This is a genomic window from Methylophilus sp., assembly GCF_052173275.1.
In the GTDB taxonomy this organism is placed as follows: domain Bacteria; phylum Pseudomonadota; class Gammaproteobacteria; order Burkholderiales; family Methylophilaceae; genus Methylophilus.
In genome coordinates, this window is sequence record NZ_JBQMUL010000002.1 from 2,791,518 (window position 1) to 2,811,280 (window position 19,763).

19 protein-coding genes are annotated in these 19,763 nt (G+C 49.5%); 8 read left to right on the top strand and 11 right to left on the bottom strand.

Annotated elements, in window-relative coordinates:
• Positions 1-6 precede the first annotated feature (6 nt).
• Positions 7-378 carry a fluoride efflux transporter CrcB gene (gene crcB, locus ACTS9Y_RS14565; RefSeq protein ID WP_442586631.1) on the bottom strand — a complete coding sequence of 124 codons (372 nt, stop codon included), beginning with the start codon at positions 376-378 and terminating at the stop codon, positions 7-9.
• 94 nt (positions 379-472) lie between these two features.
• On the opposite strand from crcB, the gene glgA reads away from it, so the two are divergent.
• A complete protein-coding gene (gene glgA / locus ACTS9Y_RS14570; protein ID WP_442586632.1) occupies positions 473-1,924 on the top strand; it encodes a glycogen synthase GlgA in 1,452 nt (483 codons plus the stop codon).
• A gap of 134 nt (positions 1,925-2,058) precedes the next feature.
• Here the strand turns inward: glgA and orn are convergent, their stop codons facing one another.
• Positions 2,059-2,625, bottom strand: coding sequence for an oligoribonuclease (gene orn, locus ACTS9Y_RS14575; RefSeq protein ID WP_379029290.1), 567 nt, complete (start codon positions 2,623-2,625; stop codon positions 2,059-2,061).
• A gap of 120 nt (positions 2,626-2,745) precedes the next feature.
• On the opposite strand from orn, the gene ACTS9Y_RS14580 reads away from it, so the two are divergent.
• Genes ACTS9Y_RS14580 through rsgA form a run of 3 tightly spaced genes read left to right on the top strand, consistent with a single transcriptional unit; the run spans position 2,746 to position 5,166 of the window.
• Positions 2,746-3,993 (top strand): M48 family metallopeptidase, encoded by a 1,248-nt coding sequence (locus ACTS9Y_RS14580; protein ID WP_442586633.1) that lies wholly within the window; start codon positions 2,746-2,748, stop codon positions 3,991-3,993.
• A complete protein-coding gene (locus ACTS9Y_RS14585; RefSeq protein ID WP_442586634.1) occupies positions 3,990-4,289 on the top strand; it encodes a c-type cytochrome in 300 nt (99 codons plus the stop codon). Before ACTS9Y_RS14580 ends, ACTS9Y_RS14585 begins: the two co-directional genes overlap by 4 nt.
• A gap of 1 nt (position 4,290) precedes the next feature.
• A complete protein-coding gene (rsgA, locus tag ACTS9Y_RS14590) occupies positions 4,291-5,166 on the top strand; it encodes a ribosome small subunit-dependent GTPase A (RefSeq protein ID WP_442586635.1) in 876 nt (291 codons plus the stop codon).
• Between the two features lie 198 nt (positions 5,167-5,364).
• Here the strand turns inward: rsgA and ACTS9Y_RS14595 are convergent, their stop codons facing one another.
• The gene (locus tag ACTS9Y_RS14595) at positions 5,365-7,236 is read right to left on the bottom strand and encodes a PQQ-dependent dehydrogenase, methanol/ethanol family (RefSeq protein WP_442586636.1); all 1,872 of its coding nucleotides are present in this window, start codon (positions 7,234-7,236) and stop codon (positions 5,365-5,367) included.
• 370 nt (positions 7,237-7,606) lie between these two features.
• Here ACTS9Y_RS14595 and ACTS9Y_RS14600 point away from each other — a divergent pair, with 370 nt between their 5' ends.
• Positions 7,607-8,734 (top strand): GntR family transcriptional regulator, encoded by a 1,128-nt coding sequence (locus ACTS9Y_RS14600; RefSeq protein ID WP_442586637.1) that lies wholly within the window; start codon positions 7,607-7,609, stop codon positions 8,732-8,734.
• Between the two features lie 331 nt (positions 8,735-9,065).
• Here ACTS9Y_RS14600 and ACTS9Y_RS14605 read toward each other — a convergent pair whose 3' ends face one another.
• From ACTS9Y_RS14605 to ACTS9Y_RS14625, 5 genes are all read right to left on the bottom strand, one after another.
• Positions 9,066-9,593, bottom strand: coding sequence for a PepSY domain-containing protein (locus ACTS9Y_RS14605; protein ID WP_442586638.1), 528 nt, complete (start codon positions 9,591-9,593; stop codon positions 9,066-9,068).
• A gap of 175 nt (positions 9,594-9,768) precedes the next feature.
• The gene (locus ACTS9Y_RS14610; protein WP_442586639.1) at positions 9,769-10,563 is read right to left on the bottom strand and encodes a thymidylate synthase; all 795 of its coding nucleotides are present in this window, start codon (positions 10,561-10,563) and stop codon (positions 9,769-9,771) included.
• 20 nt (positions 10,564-10,583) lie between these two features.
• Positions 10,584-12,017, bottom strand: coding sequence for a threonine synthase (gene thrC / locus ACTS9Y_RS14615; RefSeq protein ID WP_442586640.1), 1,434 nt, complete (start codon positions 12,015-12,017; stop codon positions 10,584-10,586).
• 61 nt (positions 12,018-12,078) lie between these two features.
• Positions 12,079-13,392, bottom strand: a complete 1,314-nt coding sequence (locus ACTS9Y_RS14620; protein WP_442586641.1) for a homoserine dehydrogenase — start codon at positions 13,390-13,392, stop codon at positions 12,079-12,081.
• Between the two features lie 59 nt (positions 13,393-13,451).
• The gene (locus ACTS9Y_RS14625) at positions 13,452-14,678 is read right to left on the bottom strand and encodes a pyridoxal phosphate-dependent aminotransferase (protein ID WP_442586642.1); all 1,227 of its coding nucleotides are present in this window, start codon (positions 14,676-14,678) and stop codon (positions 13,452-13,454) included.
• Positions 14,679-14,839: 161 nt separating this feature from the next.
• Between ACTS9Y_RS14625 and ACTS9Y_RS14630 the strand changes: the two genes are divergently transcribed.
• Complete coding sequence (locus ACTS9Y_RS14630; protein WP_442586643.1) at positions 14,840-15,229, top strand: Mth938-like domain-containing protein; 390 nt, start codon at positions 14,840-14,842, stop codon at positions 15,227-15,229.
• Between the two features lie 110 nt (positions 15,230-15,339).
• Here the strand turns inward: ACTS9Y_RS14630 and ACTS9Y_RS14635 are convergent, their stop codons facing one another.
• A complete protein-coding gene (locus ACTS9Y_RS14635; RefSeq protein WP_442586644.1) occupies positions 15,340-15,888 on the bottom strand; it encodes a DUF1439 domain-containing protein in 549 nt (182 codons plus the stop codon).
• Positions 15,889-15,985: 97 nt separating this feature from the next.
• On the opposite strand from ACTS9Y_RS14635, the gene ACTS9Y_RS14640 reads away from it, so the two are divergent.
• Positions 15,986-16,522, top strand: coding sequence for a type II secretion system protein (locus tag ACTS9Y_RS14640; protein WP_442586645.1), 537 nt, complete (start codon positions 15,986-15,988; stop codon positions 16,520-16,522).
• A gap of 134 nt (positions 16,523-16,656) precedes the next feature.
• On the opposite strand, the gene fabB is transcribed toward ACTS9Y_RS14640, so the two are convergent.
• A complete protein-coding gene (gene fabB, locus ACTS9Y_RS14645) occupies positions 16,657-17,880 on the bottom strand; it encodes a beta-ketoacyl-ACP synthase I (protein ID WP_442586646.1) in 1,224 nt (407 codons plus the stop codon).
• A 50-nt stretch (positions 17,881-17,930) separates the two neighbouring features.
• Complete coding sequence (gene fabA, locus ACTS9Y_RS14650; protein ID WP_442586965.1) at positions 17,931-18,446, bottom strand: 3-hydroxyacyl-[acyl-carrier-protein] dehydratase FabA; 516 nt, start codon at positions 18,444-18,446, stop codon at positions 17,931-17,933.
• A 278-nt stretch (positions 18,447-18,724) separates the two neighbouring features.
• Between fabA and ACTS9Y_RS14655 the strand changes: the two genes are divergently transcribed.
• Positions 18,725-19,741, top strand: a complete 1,017-nt coding sequence (locus ACTS9Y_RS14655) for an AAA family ATPase (RefSeq protein ID WP_442586647.1) — start codon at positions 18,725-18,727, stop codon at positions 19,739-19,741.
• Positions 19,742-19,763: the final 22 nt, after the last annotated feature.

Sequence of the window (19,763 nt, forward strand, 5' to 3'; positions counted from 1 at the left end):
TGCGGCTCACTGCCAGCGCAGCACACACCAATAGCCAATGATAGTCAGTACAATCGATACGATGACATGGCTGCTGATGTATATCATGGCCCAGCCGTAATGTTGTTTTTGCAAGAGTGCAAAGGCTTCTGCCGAAAAGGTGGAGAAGGTGGTTAACCCGCCTAAAAAACCGGTGGTCATCAGTAATCGCCATTCCGGGGATAAATTCGGCACCGTTTGCAAGATGCCTAATGCCACACCCATAAGCAAACCGCCCACCGCATTTGCCAGGAAAGTCCCCAATGGAATCACGCCTATACTATTCAACCCCACCGATAAACCCCACCTGATCCATGCGCCCACACTTGCGCCGACCGCCACTGCTAGCCAAGATTTCATTTTAATGTCCTTCTAAAACCGTTTCAGGCAATGTATCATAACTTGCTAGTGCCACTGCCTTTCCACCACATTCTGTTGATTTAAAGAGATTCCCTTGCGTTTATTATTTGCTACTTCAGAGATTTTTCCCATCATCAAAACAGGAGGCTTGGCAGACGTCAGTGGTGCATTGCCCACTGCATTATTCGCCACCGGGCTAGACATTCAAATCGTGCTACCTGCTTACCGCGGCATTCTGGCTACCTGTGAATCACCGCGTTTGCTGGGAGCACTGCAGGTCTTTCATGATATCAGCTGCGACATTTATCAGACCACACTGCCAGGCACGCAGATCCCGCTGCTGTTGATCGATTACCCGGAACTATATGACCGTGAGGGTGGGCCTTATCATCACCCGCAATACGGCGAGTGGCAGGATAATGCCTTGCGTTTTGGCGTGCTCTCCAAAGTGGCAGCCATGCTGGCCATGCCCAACGATTTACAGACCTGGCAGCCGGATGTGGTCCACTGTAATGACTGGCAAACCGGCCTGACGCCGTACTACCTGCGCCAGATGGGCAGTCAAACCAAATCCGTCTTCAGTATTCATAATTTGGCCTTCCAGGGTAATTTCCATGCCGACTGGCGTCATCGCCTGACTTTGGATGATCAGGACTTCAAACCCGAAGGCTATGAGTTCTTTGGCCATGTCTCGTTTATGAAAGCTGGGCTTTACTACGCCGATGCGCTCTCTACCGTCAGCCCGACTTATGCCCAAGAGATCCAGACCGAACAGTTTGGCTTTGGCTTTCAAGGCTTGTTGCAGCACCGTTCAGCCGATCTGACCGGCATTTTGAATGGCATAGACACCCATGTGTGGGACCCGGCGACTGATGCCTATTTACCCGTGCACTATAGCGTCAAGAAATTGCGCTGTAAAAAGGAAGTCAAACACGCACTACAAACTGAATTGGGCCTGGCACTGAATGCCGAGGCGCCTTTGCTGGGGGTCGTCAGCCGACTGACGCATCAGAAAGGCCTTGATATGCTGGCCACCATTGCCCATCAACTACTTGAAAGCGGCTGTCAATTAGCGGTGCTGGGCAGTGGCGAACCCGCACTGGAGCAGCAATACCTAACCTTGATGCAACTTTATCCCGTGCAAGTATCCGTCACTATAGGCTACAACGAGCCCCTCTCGCACCGCATCATGGCCGGCACCGATATTTTTGTCATGCCTTCGCGTTTTGAGCCTTGCGGCCTGAACCAGATGTATGGGCTGCGTTACGGAACGATTCCTGTGGTTGCCAACACGGGTGGGCTGGCAGATTCTGTACACGGTGGCGAGTTGACTGCTGAAGGGAACGTGCCTGCAAAAATGACAGGATTTGTAATGCCCTACCATAACCCCTGGACACTTTTGGTCACCTTGCGCGAAGCGATTAAACTATTTGCCAATTCTGGTCAGTGGTTACAACTGCAAAAACAGGCAATGCGGGAGGATGTGAGCTGGGAAACGCGTGCCAAACGCTATCAAAAGCTATATGACAGGCTGCTTGCAAGCTGATTACGACTGAAAATGATTATTCGGTGGAGGAAAAAGGAAAGTTGGCACAGAAGATGCTAATTACTAATCAAGCTTCTCCAAAGCTAACTTCTCCTCCCTCAAGGCGCCCAAGTAGGCGTCTTTTTTTTGGCAGCTTATTCTGGCTTGGCTGGCGGCGTCATCACCAGGAAGTGCTCACGGTAATACTTCAGCTCATCAATAGACTCATAAATATCTGCCAGTGCTTCATGGCGGCTCGCTTTTTTAAAGCCGGAGTAAATATCCGGGCGCCAGCGACGTGATAATTCTTTAAATACGCTGACATCCAGGTTACGGTAATGAAAAAACTGTTCCAGTCGCGGCATATAACGCGCCATAAAGCGCCTGTCCTGACAGATAGAATTACCACACATCGGTGATTTGCTGGCAGGCACATGCTCTTTCAGGAAGGCCAGCATGGCATCTGTTGCCGCTTCTTCATCCAGCGTCGACGCTTTCACTTTCTCAATCAGGCCACTGCGCCCGTGTGTGCCTTTATTCCAGGCATCCATGCCATCCAGTACGGCATCAGATTGGTGAACGACCAGTACCGGCGATTCTGCAATCACATTCAGTTGCGCGTCTGTAACCACAGCCGCCAGCTCAAGAATACGATCAGACTCTGGCAGCAAGCCGCTCATTTCCATGTCCAGCCAGATTAAATTGTCCTGATTAGTTGCCAATTGTGTGCCTCACGTCATGATTTCCATTAAAATGAAACATTATATTCAGTTCAGTGAACAAGGTGGGTATTAATCCATCAAAATAGCTAACCGAAATCACTAAGCCCATCAATGATCGATATGCCTGAACTCTTTACTCAAATTTTTATTGCCGTCATTGCCATCAGTCTCGCTATCCGCGTCTGGCTTGGCTTACGGCATATCCGACATATCCAGCAAAATCGCCAGCAAGTGCCTCAGGCGTTTGAAGAAACGATCAGCCTGGATGCGCACCAACGTGCGGCCGATTACACCAGAGCCAAGGTCAAGCTGCGTTTGAGTGAAACGGTGATTGAGTCAGCGGTACTGATCGTGCTAACCTTGGGCGGCGTGTTACAAGGCCTGGACCAACTCTGGCAACAATGGCTGCCTGCGCACGAGATCATCCGTGGTGCCCTGGTGATTTGCTCGGCCATGCTGATTTCCAGCGCAGCAACGCTGCCGTTTGATTATATTCAAACTTTCAATGTCGATGAAAAATTTGGCTTTAACAAAATGTCGCGCACCATGTTTTTTGCCGATCTGGTCAAACACAGCATTGTTGGCCTGCTGTTGGGTGGCCCTCTCCTGTTTGTCGCATTATGGCTGATGCAAGGCGCTGGCGACTGGTGGTGGCTGTACCTGTGGCTGATCTGGAGTGTGTTTAACCTGTTTATGCTGGCGGTGTACCCGATCTGGATCGCGCCATTATTCAATAAATTCACGCCTATGGAAGACCAGAACCTGAAAGCACGTATTGAAGCATTGATGCAAAAATGCGGCTTTGCTAGTCAGGGTCTATTTGTGATGGATGGTTCCACACGTTCCGGCCATGGCAATGCCTACTTCACCGGCTTTGGCAAAAACAAGCGTGTGGTGTTTTTTGACACTTTGCTTGAAAAACTCAATGCAGATGAAATCGAAGCGGTGCTCGCCCATGAACTGGGGCATTTCAAGCACAAACACGTGATTAAACGCATTATCATGATGTTCGGCTTAAGCCTGCTCGGTTTGGCGTTGTTAGGCTTTTTGATGAAGCAGGACTGGTTCTACCAAGGTTTAGGGGTGGCACAGGCCAGCAACCATATGGCTTTACTGCTGTTTATGCTGGTCAGCCCGGCGTTTATGTTTATCCTGCGCCCGTTACTGGCGGCCTATTCGCGCACTAATGAGTTTGAAGCGGATCAATACGCGTCGCAACAATCACGTCCGCAATTCCTGATTGATGCCCTGGTCAAGCTTTACCGTGATAATGCGTCTACGCTGACGCCAGACCCGTTGCACTCGGCCTTTTACGACTCGCACCCGCCTGCAAGTTTGCGTATTGCCAAATTGCAAACCTACGCATGAAAGCACTAGTCATCACTGTTTTATCCGCATTGCTGGTCACACCTGTGCACGCGGCTAGCAAAGCTGATTTTCAGGCAGGTGAAAAACTGGTGAAAACGCACTGTATCTCCTGCCACGCTAGCAGTTTTGGCGGCGATGGCAGCGGGATTTATACCAGGGAATACCGCAAAGTACGCTCACTCAATGGCCTGAAAGCCCAGGTCACCAATTGCAACACCATGCTCAATCTCAAATGGTTCGACGATGATGAGCAGCAGGTGGTGCAGTACCTCAACCAGACCTACTATCATTTCTAATATGCTAGAAGAAGGATTAATTGTCGCCGCCTTTGGCAAGCGCTATAACGTTGAGTTAGCTGATGGGCGCAAACTCAGTTGCGTCACGCGTGGCAAGAAAGTCGATAATGCTGCGGGTGACCGTGTCTCTGTCCAGCTCACCTCCAACAAAGAAGGCGTGATCGAGAAAACCGCTGAGCGCGACACCCTGCTCTATCGCAGCAATGCCTTTAAAAGCAAAATCCTGGCAGCCAATGTCACTCAAATACTCATTGTGCTGGCGACCCAGCCCAGTTTTTATGAAGATCTATTAAACCGTTGCCTGATCGCTGCAGAAGCCGCTGGCATACGCGCAGTGATCATCCTCAATAAAAGTGATTTACCCAACCCGGATGCCGTGGCGAAGCTTGCCCAATATGCGCAACTGGGCTACATCTCGTTACCGCTCAACGCCAAAGAATCCGTCGATGCGCTGCGCCCTATCCTCGCCGGGCATACCAGTATCCTGGTCGGCCAATCCGGCATGGGCAAATCCACCATCATCAATGGCTTGCTGCCTGAAGTACGTAGCAAGACCCAGGAAATCAGCACCACGCTGGATAGCGGCAAACACACCACGACTGCCACACATCTCTACCACCTGGATCATGACAGCGCCATCATAGATTCCCCCGGCCTGCAGGAATTCGGCTTGTATCATATTGATAGTATCGCGCTTGAATATGCATTTGTTGAATTCAGGCCACATATCGGCCACTGTAAATTTAATAACTGCACCCATACGCATGAGCCTGGCTGCGTGATTTTGGAAGCCGTGGCTAAAGGTGAAATCGCCCCGGCACGCCACCAGATATTTCAGCAGATCCGTGCTGAAAACGCGGTGCATATCTACGGCTAAGCACTTACGCTATTTCCTTTTAGCTGCTTGTTTTTCAGAGCAATGACTTTTTAGGCTAGTCAAACTTCCTGCCCATCATCTGTTGGCCTGACTAGTGTCACTCTCTGTTATCCAGCTCTACAAAGCAAAACACCCTGCCGAAGCAGGGTGTTTTTTAAGTCAACGTAATTCTAAAAGTACTTCGAGATCAATCTCAAATTACAGTGAGAATACATTCAGTGCACCGCCGCCAGGAGCAGCGTTGTACTTGGTCAACTCTTTGTAACCACCAGCAGCACCCAGTGCGTCTGTGTCACTTGTCATACCCAGGTTCATCGCAACGCCAGCCCAACCACCGATACCAGAGAAGATACCAACGTATTGTTTGCCTTTGTTACCGTAGGTGAATGCGTTACCGATCGCACCTGAACCAACCTGGAATTTCCACAACTCTTTACCAGATTTAGCATCAACAGCTTTGAACCAACGGTCCAGAGTACCGTAGAACACCAGATCAGTCGCAGTTGTCAGCGCACCACTCCATGCAGAGAATTTCTCTTTGTTGTACCAGACTTTTTTGTTGGTCATTGGATCATAAGCAGCAAAACCACCCATTACGCCATCAGGACCAGCAAACATAGTCAAAGTCGCACCAACCCATGGTTGACCAGCAACGTATTTAGATTCAACTGGCTCGTATGTCATACATACGTGGTTCAGTGGAGAATACATCAAACCTGTTTTTGGTGAGTAAGCAGCAGGTTGTTGATCTTTAGTACCCAACGCAGCCGGGCAGATGCCTTTAGCGTTGTAATCCTGGTGCGTTGAATAACGGCCATCTTTGCTTGGTACGCCTGTTTTCAGGTCAACGTCAGCAGCCCAGTTAACGAACGGGTGTACTTTTTCAGCAGCGATCAGAGAACCAGTGTTTGCGTTCCATGTGTAGGCAAAACCGTTACGGTCATGGTGCCATGCGTATGTTTTTCCACCTTTGTCGAACAGGATGACTTCGTTCACGCCATCGTAGTCCCACTCATCGTGTGGTGTCATTTGCATCGCCCATTTGGCCACACCAGTGTCCAAATCACGTGCAGTCACTGTCATAGACCATTTGTTGTCGCCTGGACGTACGTCCGGGTTCCAGACGGATGGGTTACCAGCACCGTAGTAAACCAAGTTTGTTTTTGCATCATACGGCCACCAGCCCCATACGGAACCGCCACCATGTTGCCAGCCATCTTTGATCGCTTGTGGTTTCAACCAGGTACGGGTACCCAATTCTTTTTCGCCACCTTTGATTTGTGAAGCTTCCAGACGCTTGAAGGAACCGCCTTCTTTGTTACCACCGTTTACGTCCTGGTAAACTGACAGCGCGTTGTACAGCGGGTTGTCTTTGTTGGTGTTAGCGTCATGCAATGTTTCAGCATCAGGGCCTGTTGAGTAGGCTTTCCATGCGGTAGAACCATCTTTGATGTTATAAGCCTGGATAAAGCAACGTACGCCGAATTCAGCACCTGAACAACCGGTCAATACTTTGTCTTTGATCACGTGTGGAGCGTTAGTGTTAGTCGCGCCAACTTTTGGATCAGTGTTTTTTACTTCCCAGATTTTTTTACCGTCTTTGGCATCCAAAGCGACCAGCATGCCGTCGTTTTGTTGCAGGAAGATTTTACCGTCGCCAAAACCCAGGCCACGTGTCACGTTATCACAGCACAGAACGGCTTGAACGCTAGGGTCTTGTTTTGGGAAATAAGACCAAACGATTTTCTGGTTATCGTTCAGATCCAGTGCATAAATGTTGTTAGGGAAAGCAGATACCAGGTACATCATATTGCCTACAACGACTGGAGAACCTTCGTGGCCACGGTTAACACCGGTAGCGAATGTCCAGGCCATTTTAAGGTTTTTGATGTTGCCTTTGTTAACTTGTGCCAGGCTGCTGTAGCCCTGGTTGTTGTGTTGACCGCGTGGATGTGCCCAGTTGTTTGGGTCTTTCATTGCGGCTTCCTGGTCAGCAGCGGCAAATGCCATGACTGGCAAGGCAAGGGCCACGCTAGCAGCTACGCCAAAAGCAGTTTTGATTTTCATCATAGTTATATCTCCGGAGATAAATCACATGTAGCAATATTGTAAAAATATTGAATAAACGTAAAAACATTGTGCGACGCTTAGTTTGCTACCGGACTAGGCTTCCAGCGCTGTTACTCATCCTGTTACAGATGTATCACTTTATTAAGCGGTTGTAACTGTAATATAGATAAGCCGTGAAGACAGCCAGCCAGTTTCGGGTTTTATTCATGGGCCAGACAAGGAATTTTTCCGAAAACTTTGTTGAATTGCATTTCTTTTGTATCATGCCTGCATTGAAGGACACGTCCTAGTGTGATCTTCAGGTAATTGCGGCACCTTCTTTATGACGGTATCGCGTTTTTACTTGATAAGATGAAGGCAAACACTGGCTGTGCTCAGACCCTGGCATTATTCCCTGGTATTAGATAAAGAGGCAGCTGCCTCTATCCATCAGCAATTGATAGTGCATTTTCGCACCATGATTGAAGGCGGAGCCTGGCTGGGCGGCAGTGCACTCCCCAGTTCGCGTGACATCGCTCAACGCCTGGGTATCAACCGTAAAACCGTTTCCCGTGTCTATGAAGAACTCTCAGCGCTTGGCCTGATCTATACCCAGCCTAAACGCGGCACCTTTGTCACAGTCACCGCCAGAGCCAAAGATGCTTCTAACACCTTGACGCCAGACCAAGAGGCTTCTGTCGCCTCTTTGCACCGGCCACAGGCAGATGCCTTTACCAACAGCATACACACCCTGATCCAGAAAACCAGCTTGCACCATATTCGCCGCGCAGCATTGCATATGCACAAACTGCAAGCAAATGATTACGACGCCACCGGCCTGTTTAATCTCAAACATATGCTGGCAAACCTGTTAGCGCATGAAAAACGATTCCTGGTATCGCCCGACCATATTGCCTGCGGCAGCTGGCTAGCGCTGCAACATGCAGTGCTGCAGAGTATCAGCCCTGATGACGGCTTATTGCTGGTAGACCACACCATCAGCCAGACACTGGTCACCCTGCTGCAAAAACAGGGCATTCATGTGATCCAGCTGGCCGAAACGGCAGGCACTCAGGCAGCCACCTTTGCCGAGCAGATCGAGAAATATTGCATCAACTACCCGGTATCTGCCGTATGGTGCGATACGTCTACCCTGTTCAATAATGAAAATTACATGGCAGATCAAACCTTGCTTGCGCAAAAACTGAGCGATTACCGCCTGTTATTAATTGATGATCAGCGCAGCAGCTTTCCACTCAGCCAGGAGAGCCCACCGCCATTAGCCAGCAAATATGCGAAAAGCCTGATGCTGGGAAGCCTATACGGCGATTTCTGCGACACTTTTAACCTTTGCTATGTCGCCAGCAATGAAAACCTCTCCAGCGCCTTTCTGAGCGCCTTAAACGAGCAACATCAGCAGGCTTCATTGCTCAACATGCTGGCGCAGAGTGAGTTAATTAAACGGGGTGAATACAAAAAGCTGTTGACAGGCATCCATCGATTCCTGGAAGCAGCCTGATATTTAGCCAAAACTGGTTGTAAAATCTTAATAATTACAACCAATTGGCTGTAATGAACCACCATAATTTTAGGAAAAACTCCCATTGACATGGAAAAATGTTTTTCCAATCAGCCGCTTGAAAAGCAACTTCTCACTGGCATACAAAATGCTACTTATATTGAAGGGAGTGAACTATCACTAGGACCGATATGAGCAACTGCAAACTTGCTCCTATCGGGGTAGACGCTCCCTAACTTGCATATTGATCTCATGCAAAAAAGGCACCGCATATGCGGTGCCTTTTGTCTTTCATGCACGCCTGCGCAACGCAGGCTTTCAACTCAGCCTATTACTCCTGGCCGATTTGGTACACTTCGTAGCTGGTTTCAACGATTTTACCAGTGGTCGCATCGACTTCCACTTTCACTTCTTCGTTGTCCGCTTCAAGGATATCAAACTCGTAAGAAGCTTTGCCATCTGGCTCCAGCTCATACTCTGTTTCTACCACTTTACCTGGATGTGCAGCCAGGGCTGTGGCTTTCGCATCTTCTTCAGATACTTTAGCTAATGCTTTGAATCTTTCATCATCAGCAGAGACTTCTTCTTCTACTTCAGTGATTTTGCCAGTTTTAGCATTGCACTCGATATCCCAGGCTTTGCCATCATTGGATTGCACGTCAAACTCGTAAACCAATTGCTTGCGCTCAGACTTGGCTTCAACTTTAACGATTTTGCCATCATGCTTGGATAAAGCTGCTTTTACGCACTTGCCCAGGCTGTCGTAGGCTTTTGGTTTCAGGGTTGCATGGTCAGCAAAGGCCTGACCGGATAATAAACCGCACAGTGCGGCAGTAATAAGTGAAACTTTTATTTGCATTTTGATCTCCTTGTTAATGTCATGAATTGAGGTGTGATACTCAAGCTAGGGACTCTTGCATCACGATACATAACGCGAAAAAGGATATCAAAAACAACCTATAATTTTTAAAAAATTACATTTTGTTAACAAAATGGCTAAAAATAGCCATTTGTCAACCTTTTTAGGGACTGGACTATACGGCGACTGGCGCCTTGATAGGTGGGTGTGGGTCGTAACCTTCCAGCGTAAAATCTTCAAAACGGAAAGCAAAAATATCTTTCACCTCAGGATTAATACGCATGGTTGGCAATGCCCGTGCTGAGCGAGACAATTGCTCTTTGACCTGGTCCATATGGTTATTGTAGATATGCGCATCGCCCAGCGTGTGCACAAAATCCCCTAATTGCAAGTCGCAGGCTTGCGCCACCATCATGGTCAGCAGCGCATAGGAGGCAATATTGAACGGCACGCCGAGGAAAATATCCGCACTACGCTGGTACAACTGGCAACTCAATTTCCCATCTGCGACATAAAACTGGAAAAAAGCATGGCAAGGCGGCAACTTCATGTGCTCGATATCCGAGACATTCCAGGCCGATACGATCAAACGACGTGAATCTGGCGTCTTTTTGATCTGGTTGATGACTTGGGTAATCTGGTCTATATGTGACCCGTCCGGCTTGGGCCAGTTACGCCACTGGTAACCGTACACCGGGCCAAGATTACCCTCGGCATCTGCCCACTCATCCCAGATGCTGACGCCGTTTTCTTTCAGGTAGGCGATATTGGTGCTGCCTTTTAAAAACCATAACAACTCGTGGATAATGGATTTCAAATGGACTTTTTTAGTCGTCAGTAGCGGGAATCCTTCTGCCAGGTTAAATCGCATCTGGTAGCCAAACACCGAAATCGTCCCGGTGCCGGTACGGTCGGTTTTCTGGTGCCCGTGTGCGAGTACGTGGTTGAGCAGATCATGATACTGTTGCATGCGAGGGCTCCCGGAAATGATTAAGTATTGGCGACGATAAACGCTTTAACCGCATCTACGCTGGCATCCATCACGGTAGATTTCTGCGGTAAGTCTTCAAGACCATGCAGGCTGGCTGGACGCTCAGGGGCTACGCCCAGCGCTTCTACGATCGCATCTTCAAACTTGGCTGGCAAGGCTGTCTCCAGCACTAACATAGGCACTTGCAGATTGCGTTTTTCCAGCGCGACTTTCAGGCCATCTGCGGTATGCGTATCTATCGTCACACCATATTTCTCTTTGGTGGCACGGATGGTTTGCAGGCGATCAGCATGATTGCTGCTGCCAGACACAAAACCAAAATCAGCCACCTGGGCAAAGTAGCCATCAGCATTCAAATCGAATTTTCCGCCATGGTCTACTGCTGTCCATAATTCACGTACCCTGGCAGTATCCTGCCCTACCAGGTCGTACACAAAGCGTTCAAAATTAGAGGCTTTGCTGATATCCATAGACGGGCTGGAAGTATGGTAGGTATTAGCCGAGCCACGTGGTGCGTAGACGCCAGTCTTAAAGAATTCATCCAGGACATCGTTTTCGTTGGTGGCAACAATCAACTGGTCAATCGGCAACCCCATCATGCGCGCAATATGCCCGGCACAGACATTCCCGAAATTACCGCTAGGCACGGTAAAACTGACTTTCTGGCGATTATCCTGAGTGACCGCCAGATAGCCCTTGAAGTAATAAACGATCTGCGCGGCAATACGGCCCCAGTTGATGGAGTTTACGGCGCCGATCTTATATTGCGCCTTGAATGTATGATCGTTGGAAACGGCTTTGACGATATCCTGCGCATCATCAAATACGCCTTTGACGGCAATATTGAAGATGTTGTCATCTTGCAGACTGAACATTTGTGCAGTCTGGAAACGGCTCATCTTCTGGTATGGCGACAGCATGAATACGCGCACGCCTTTTTTGCCACGCATGGCATATTCCGCCGCCGAGCCTGTATCACCCGAAGTAGCGCCAAGGATGTTGGTGGTTTGGCCGGTTTTGGCCAGCACATATTCAAACAGGTTGCCCAGCAGCTGCATGGCCATGTCTTTGAAAGCCAGCGTTGGTCCATTAGAAAGACTTAACAGGTAGAGGTTTTCTTCCAGCTTTTGGGTAGGCGTGATGTCTTCGGCCAATTGCCCGGCACGCGCGTAACCATACACTTCTGCGCGGTAGGTTTTATCTATAATCGTCTTGAGGTCGCTGTGCGGGATATCGCTGTTATCGACCAGGCGCGACAAAATCGCAAACGCCAGTTCACGGTAATTCATGCCGCGCATAGCAGTTAAATCAGCGTCGCTGAATTGTGGATACTGCTCAGGCAAATACAGGCCGCCATCTGGCGCCAGGCCACCCAGCAAGATTTCACTAAAACTCAAAGCGGGCGATTGTCCGCGGGTACTGATATATTTCATTACATTTAACCTAATGTATTAGCGCTGGCTGAGGCAGTTAGCCCGGCCAGCTTGGCTATCGTTAGCGGGACAAGGTTTCCAGACGGATTTTAGTCACTGCTCCGTCAATCGCAGGCAATGCTTCTATCTTAACAATCGCGGCATCCATTGTTTTTTCCTGCGTGGTATGCGTCAGGATGATGATATCAGCCTCGGCTTCGCCTTCTTGAGGCTCTTTTTGCAACATGGCATCAATCGAGATTTTCAAATCTGCCAGGATCTTGGTCACATCCGCCATCACGCCTGGTTTATCAGAAGCACGCAAACGCAAGTAATAACCAGAGTGCACTTCCGCAATCGGCAGCACCGGCAAAGCCTGTTGCTGATCCAGTTGATAACCTAGGAAAGCCACGCGTTGGTCGGCAGTCGTGCCTTGCAGGCGGGCGATATCCACCAGGTCGGCCACCACTGCGCTAGCGGTTGGCTCAGCACCGGCACCGGCACCGTAGTACAAGGTTGGTCCAACAGCATCACCTTTGACTACAACGGCGTTCATCGCGCCATCCACATTGGCAATCAGGCGTTTTTCAGGGATCAGGGTTGGATGCACACGCAACTCCACACCCGCCTCGGTTTTTTTGCTGATGCCAAGTAACTTGATTCTATAACCTAATTCTTGTGCGTACTGAATATCCTGGCTGGTGAGCTTGGTGATGCCTTCGGTATAGGCCTGCTCAAACAGCATAGGCGTGCCAAATGCGATGCTGGCCATGATGGTCAGTTTGTGCGCGGCATCAATGCCTTCTACATCAAAGGTGGGGTCCGCTTCGGCGTAGCCCAGGCGTTGCGCTTCTTTCAGCACATCGGCAAACGCCAGGCCTTTGTCACGCATTTCTGTCAGGATAAAATTGGTGGTGCCATTGATGATGCCGGCTACCCATTCAACTTTGTTGGCACTCAGGCCTTCGCGCAATGCCTTGATGATAGGGATACCGCCAGCGACCGCGGCTTCAAACGCGACGATCACGCCTTTGTCAGCGGCTGCCTTGAAGATCTCGTTACCGTGTACTGCCAGCAAAGCCTTGTTGGCGGTGACTACGTGTTTGCCATTGGCGATCGCTTTCAACACCAGCTCTTTGGCGATGGTGTAACCACCGATGAGTTCAACCACGACATCGACTTCAGGATTACTCACTACCGCAAATGCATCATCAGTGACTGCCACCTGGCCGCCAGTGACCTGTTTGGCCAATTCCAGATTACGGTCGGCGACCTGCACGATACGGATATTGCCGCCTATGCGGCGTGCAATTTCTGACTGGTTACGCGTGATCACAGTGTATGTGCCGCCGCCTACAGTCCCAATGCCCAACAACCCTACTTTTAGTTCTTTCATATCCACATTCTATAACTTAGTCACACTGTAAATGAATCATCAGCACGTGCTGGCACGCGCTACTTTGTATGTTTCTTACGGTAGCCATCCAGGTAGCGCCCAATCCGCGTCATCGCTTCGGTCAGGTCATCGACATTGGGTAAAAACACCACCCTGAAATGGTCAGGCGAAGGCCAGTTAAAGCCAGTGCCCTGCACCAGCAATACTTTTTCTTCAAGCAATAAATCCAGGATGAATTGCTGGTCATCCTGAATCGGGTAGATTTTTGGATCCAGCCTGGGGAACAGATACATGGCCGCCTGCGGCTTGACACAGCTCACGCCAGGCAAGGCGGTCAACATGTCATATGCCAGGTCGCGCTGCTTGCACAAACGTCCGCTCGGTGCTACCAGGTCATTGATGCTCTGGTAGCCGCCTAATGCGGTCTGGATCGCCAGCTGCCCGGGCACATTGGCGCACAGGCGCATGGAGGCCAGCATATTCAGGCCTTCGATGTAATCCTTGGCCGGTTTTTTGTCGCCGGAAATAATCATCCAGCCCGAACGATAGCCACAGGCACGATAGTTTTTTGAAAGCCCGTTGAATGTCACGAACAAGACATCATCTGCCAGTGACGCAATCGAGGTATGCGTGTTACCGTCGTACAACACCTTGTCATAAATCTCATCGGCAAAAATCACCAGGCCATGGTGGCGCGCGATCTCGATAATGCCTTCCAGGATCTCCTGAGGATACAAGGCACCTGTTGGATTGTTAGGGTTAATAATGACAATACCCTTGGTATTGGCAGTGATTTTGTTTTCGATATCCTTGAGGTCTGGCAACCAGCCTGACTGCTCGTCACAAATATAATGACGTGCGCTGCCGCCAGCCAGGTTCACCGCCGCCGTCCACAAAGGATAATCCGGCATTGGGATCAACACCTGATCGCCGTTATTCAGCAAGCCCTGCATCGCCATCACGATCAGCTCAGACACGCCGTTACCGATGATGATGTCGTCTATGGTCACACCTTCGATATTCTTTTGCTGGGTGTAATGCATGATGGCTTTACGTGCGGCAAACAGGCCTTTGGAATCAGTGTAGCCGGAGGCCTGATCCATGTTATGGATCACGTCCTGCACGATCTCTTCCGGGGCATTGAAACCGAATGGCATCGGGTTACCGATGTTCAGCTTGATGATGCGTTGTCCATCTTCTTCCATCTGGCGCGCCCGTTGTAAAACGGGGCCGCGGATGTCATAGCAAACGTTGCTGAGTTTATTGGATTTATTGACTGGCTGCATACACTGTTAACAAACACATTTAGCGTGTGTTAAGCTCTTAAAGTAAAACTTTCATTCTACCTGCAAACCCTTGCTTCATCAATGAACGGCGCGACCAGATCATGGTCTGTTCAGGCAGATAGATTGTTTTATTTTTTAATGTTTAGAGATGAGCACGGCGCATGAAATTACACCTGCATAAAAGCGAACAGCAATACCAGATCAATGGCGTAGATAGCCAGGCCATCACCATCAATCACCAGCTCTATACGCAACCCCTGATCATCAGTGACGACGCACTCAGCACAGACTGGTTCAGCGGTGCATGGGAGACGCTGGATGCGCAGGCTTTAGAGGCAATTCTGGCATTCAAGCCAGAGGTGGTGTTATTAGGCACCGGTGACAAGCAACGCTTTGTGCACCCCAAACATCTTCAGTCATTTTTGGCTGAACATATAGCCGTTGAATGCATGACGACAGCAGCAGCTTGCCGCACATTCAATATCCTGACGGCAGAAGGCCGCAAAGTCGTGGCGGCATTATTGCTGGAAAAACATATAACCGCAGCGTGAGGCCGCAGTGATGGCGGTTTTAACGTTACTGTAGTTTTGAAGTCAGTATAGTTTTAAAGCCGCTTTAATTTCAAAGCGACTTAAGCTTCAAAGTCATTCTGGCTTCAAACTCATTGCGGCTTTAAAGTCACTTGCACCTCATCCGCAGTGATGCGCAAATCAGTCGGCTGGTAATGTGTGCCGCCATAGACCAGCTCGTCAGGTTTCACTTCATATAACACCAATTGATTTAGCCACTTGCTGCCCATGTCTTTGGCAACCTGTTGCAGCATGCCATTCCATTCGCTATTGGCGCCATCCAGCTGTATTGCATCCACTGCAGGCTGATCCAAAATCACCGCATTACGCGCCGCATCAAACTTAAGCTGGCCAGACAAACTCGCTTTACCTGTGGCGGTGTTGGCTAACAGCTCGCTGCCTATGTTGGCATCCATAGTGGTATGAATCCTGCCCGTTGCCGGGTCCAGCGTGACCAGCGCGTTGGATAACTGTACCTGAAACACCTTCATCACTTTGAATGGTTTGGCCAGTTTGCTATTCAGCTTTTGCTGGATCTGGCTGGTATTCATCCTGACCGTACGTTCCCCCATCATGGTGGCACACTGGCTCAACAACAGGACGGCTAGCAACGCTGAAAAAATAGTTTTAAAAAGACGCATTTGTAAGCCTTATTTAACACTTGCAACATTCATCAAAAATTGACATTTGCTTCATCTGGCTGCGGTAACATACCGCGCGATGATTAAAAATGACACTATGCATTCCGCCCTGCGCGCACTGATGGGTGGCCGCAAACCTGGTTTAACACACGCAAGCCAATCGGGATTTACCCTGGTCGAGCTGCTGTTCGTCATACTGATCACGTCAGTGTTGGCAGTCACCGCTTACACGCGCTTTTCAAAAACCGATTCCCAGGCCAAGCAGGCATCGCTACATTCATTCAAAGCTACGGTGGTGTCTGTCGCCACCATGGCAAAAGGCTTGTGTATCTCAGATCCACAATGCGATATCGATCAATATCAGACCACCACTTCTACCACGATTGAAGGCAAACCCGTGTTATTTACGGGCAGATATCCGGTAGGGATGGCCCCTGATGGCACCGGCGGCTTAGACCAACTGATGATGCCTGGTCGATTTACGATACAGCCAGCACTTTCAGACACTAACCGGGCCACTTACTTTCTGGCCGGCGCGCATGACGAAAATCATTGCAAGCTGGAATATAGCATCACTTCCGCGCCAGCTAACCCATCCGTATTATCCGTGACCATAGACAGCAGCGGCTGTTAATAAAATCCTGAAGCTGGAAAAACCCAAGTTATAAAAAACCCGAGTTTTAAAACAAACCGGGTTTATAAAAGAAAAATGTGCTCCTGGGATCAGGAACACATTTCAGGTGCTGCCAAAAAATACTCTTTTTGCTGCTACAGATTTTTTGTAGAAAGTGTCAATGTGGCGTTAGTGCCACCAAAGCCAAAGCTGTTTGACAATGCAGTTTCTACCTTAGCCGATGTGATTGGCTGACGAACAATGTTCAGCCCTTCCGCTGCCGGATCCAGGGTATCAATATTGGCAGAAGCAGCAATAAAGCCATGCTGCATCATGAGCAAGGTGTAAATCGCTTCATTGACCCCTGCCGCGCCTAATGCATGGCCAGACAATGATTTGGTCGAAGCGATAGCGGCCTTGCTGTCGCCAAATACAGTGCGTATCGCTTCCAGCTCTTTGGTATCACCTACCGGCGTGCTGGTGCCATGGGTATTGATGTAATCAATATCATTGATGTCCAGCCCTTGCAGCGCCTGCTGCATACAGCGCACCGCGCCCTCACCGCTTGGTGCGACCATGTCATAACCATCCGAGGTTGCGCCATAACCAACCACTTCAGCATAGATGTGCGCACCACGCGCTTTGGCATGTTCGTATTCTTCCAGCACGACAATGCCGCCACCGCCAGAAATCACAAAGCCGTCACGGTCAGCATCATAAGTACGGGAAGCCTTATCAGGGGTTTCGTTATACTTGCTAGAGAGTGCGCCCATGGCATCAAACAGATAGCTCATGGTCCAGTGCTCTTCTTCACCACCACCGGCAAACACAATATCCTGCTTATTCAGCTGGATCTGTTCCACGCCCGCACCGATACAGTGTGCACTGGTAGAACATGCTGAGCTGATGCCGTAATTCACGCCTTTGATTTTAGCGCCGGTCGCCAGGCAGGCGACAATGCCGCTGCTCATGGTTTTGGTCACCATATAAGGGCCGACACGGCGTATGCCTTTTTCTGCCAGCGTATTGGTGCCTTCCAGCATACTCTCGGTCGATGTACCACCAGCCCCGACGATCAGGCCAGTGCGCACATTGGAAACCAGGTCTTCAGGCAGCTTGGCATCAGCAATCGCTTCCTGCATCGCCAGCCAGGCATAGGCATGCCCTTTTGCCATAAAACGCAATAATTTGCGATCTATCAGCGCCTCGACATCCAGATTTTTGATAGAGCCAGCCACATGCGAGCGCAAACCGCGCTCGGCATATTCCGGTTGATAGGTAATGCCTGAACGGCCTGCTTTCAGGCTGTCTAGCACTTCCTGTTTGTTATTACCAAGACTTGATACGATACCAAATCCTGTAATCACTACGCGACGCATTGCGCCTCCTTAGACTTCAATACTATAGACTTCATCACTATGAACGACTTCTAGAAATTATCCGTGGTGGTGAATAAGCCAACACGCAAATCACTAGCATTATAAATCTCGCGGCCATCAATTTCCATCCGTGCGTCCGCAATACCCATCACTAATTTACGCATGATCACACGCTTCAAATCAATGTGGTAACGGATCATTTTAGCGGTAGGCAATACCTGACCGGTAAACTTGACTTCACCTGACCCCAACGCGCGACCACGACCCAGGCCACCTTTCCAGCCCAGGAAGAAACCTACCAGCTGCCACATGGCATCCAGGCCTAAACAGCCTGGCATGACCGGGTCACCGGTAAAATGGCACTGGAAAAACCATAAATCAGGGCTGATATCCAGTTCTGCAATAATCTCGCCCTGCCCGTATCTACCGCCTTCATCAGATATTTTAACGATCCGGTTAAACATCAGCATTGGTGGCAAAGGCAGTTGTGCATTGCCTTCACCAAACATCTCACCCCGGCCACAGGCCAATAGTTCTTCTTTACTGAAACTGCTTTTGCCAGACATGGAATTCTTGGACATGTAATTTTAATTTTTTGGATAAAACAATATTTTCGCCGGAAATCGCGTTTAGTCAAAGCTTTTTGTCAGATCAACAATATACAGACCTGTATACTTTTAAACAAAACCTAGGTAAGATTCCCTAAATTGTTACGGAATTTTACATATTGGAAAATATCGTTTCATAAGGGTTTGGGCGATAATCTGCGACAAATGGCTGTTTAGAAATTACAATTTAGTTACAATTAACTTTCAAAAAATTATATTACGTCAGGAAATCAGCAATGCATGATCAACAACTAGCCGATTGGCGAGTACACGCGTTAAAACTTGAATCAGAAGTCAATAAAGTGGTGGTCGGTCAGGAAAGCCCAGTCCGTTTGATTACGACTGCAGTGTTTGCCCGTGGCCATGTATTGCTTGAAGGTGATGTCGGTGTCGGCAAGACGACGTTGTTGCGTGCATTTACCCGTGGCATTGGCGGTGGTTACCAGCGGATTGAAGGCACCATTGACCTGATGCCGAATGACCTGGTGTACCACACTTACCTGGGTGAAGACGGCAAACCGCATGTGAGCCCTGGCCCGTTGCTGATGTCCGGCCAGGATTTATCCATCTTCTTCTTTAACGAGATCAACCGTGCCCGTCCGCAGGTGCACTCGCTAATGTTGCGCGTGATGGCGGAGCGCACGCTGACGGCCTTTAACAAAGAACATTACTTCCCGCACATGCTGGTGTTCGCTGACCGTAACCAGGTGGAAAGGGAAGAAACGTTTGATATCCCGTCTGCGGCACGTGACCGTTTTATGATGGAGATCCCGATTGTGGTGCCACCGGCGCATGACATCATGGAATCGCTGATTTTTGATACGCGCTTTCATGATGTAGATCAGTTGATCAGCAATGTGGACGCAGATGTATTGAAGTTTGACCAGCTCAACAGTTTTGCCAAAGTCATCCAGGAAAACATCTCTGCCAGCCCTGCCCTGCGTAAATATGCATTGAACCTGTGGCTGGCGACCAAAGACCCGCTGGCTTACGGCATCAAGGTCTCCAATGTGGATATGAAACGCCTGGTATTGTCCGGCGCCAGCCCGCGCGGCATGGGTATGCTGCTGCGTGCTGCCCGCGTCAATGCCTGGTTGAATGAGCGTGATGCAGTGATCCCGGAAGATATTCATGCCGTATTCCATGAAACTATTGCCCATCGTCTGGTGTTCAGCCCGGTATACGAAATGCGCCGCACGGAAATCGCGCGTGAAATGCTGTCCGGCATCATCAATGCCGTTTCTGCGCCTTAATGCACGCCTGAACTGACCGCAC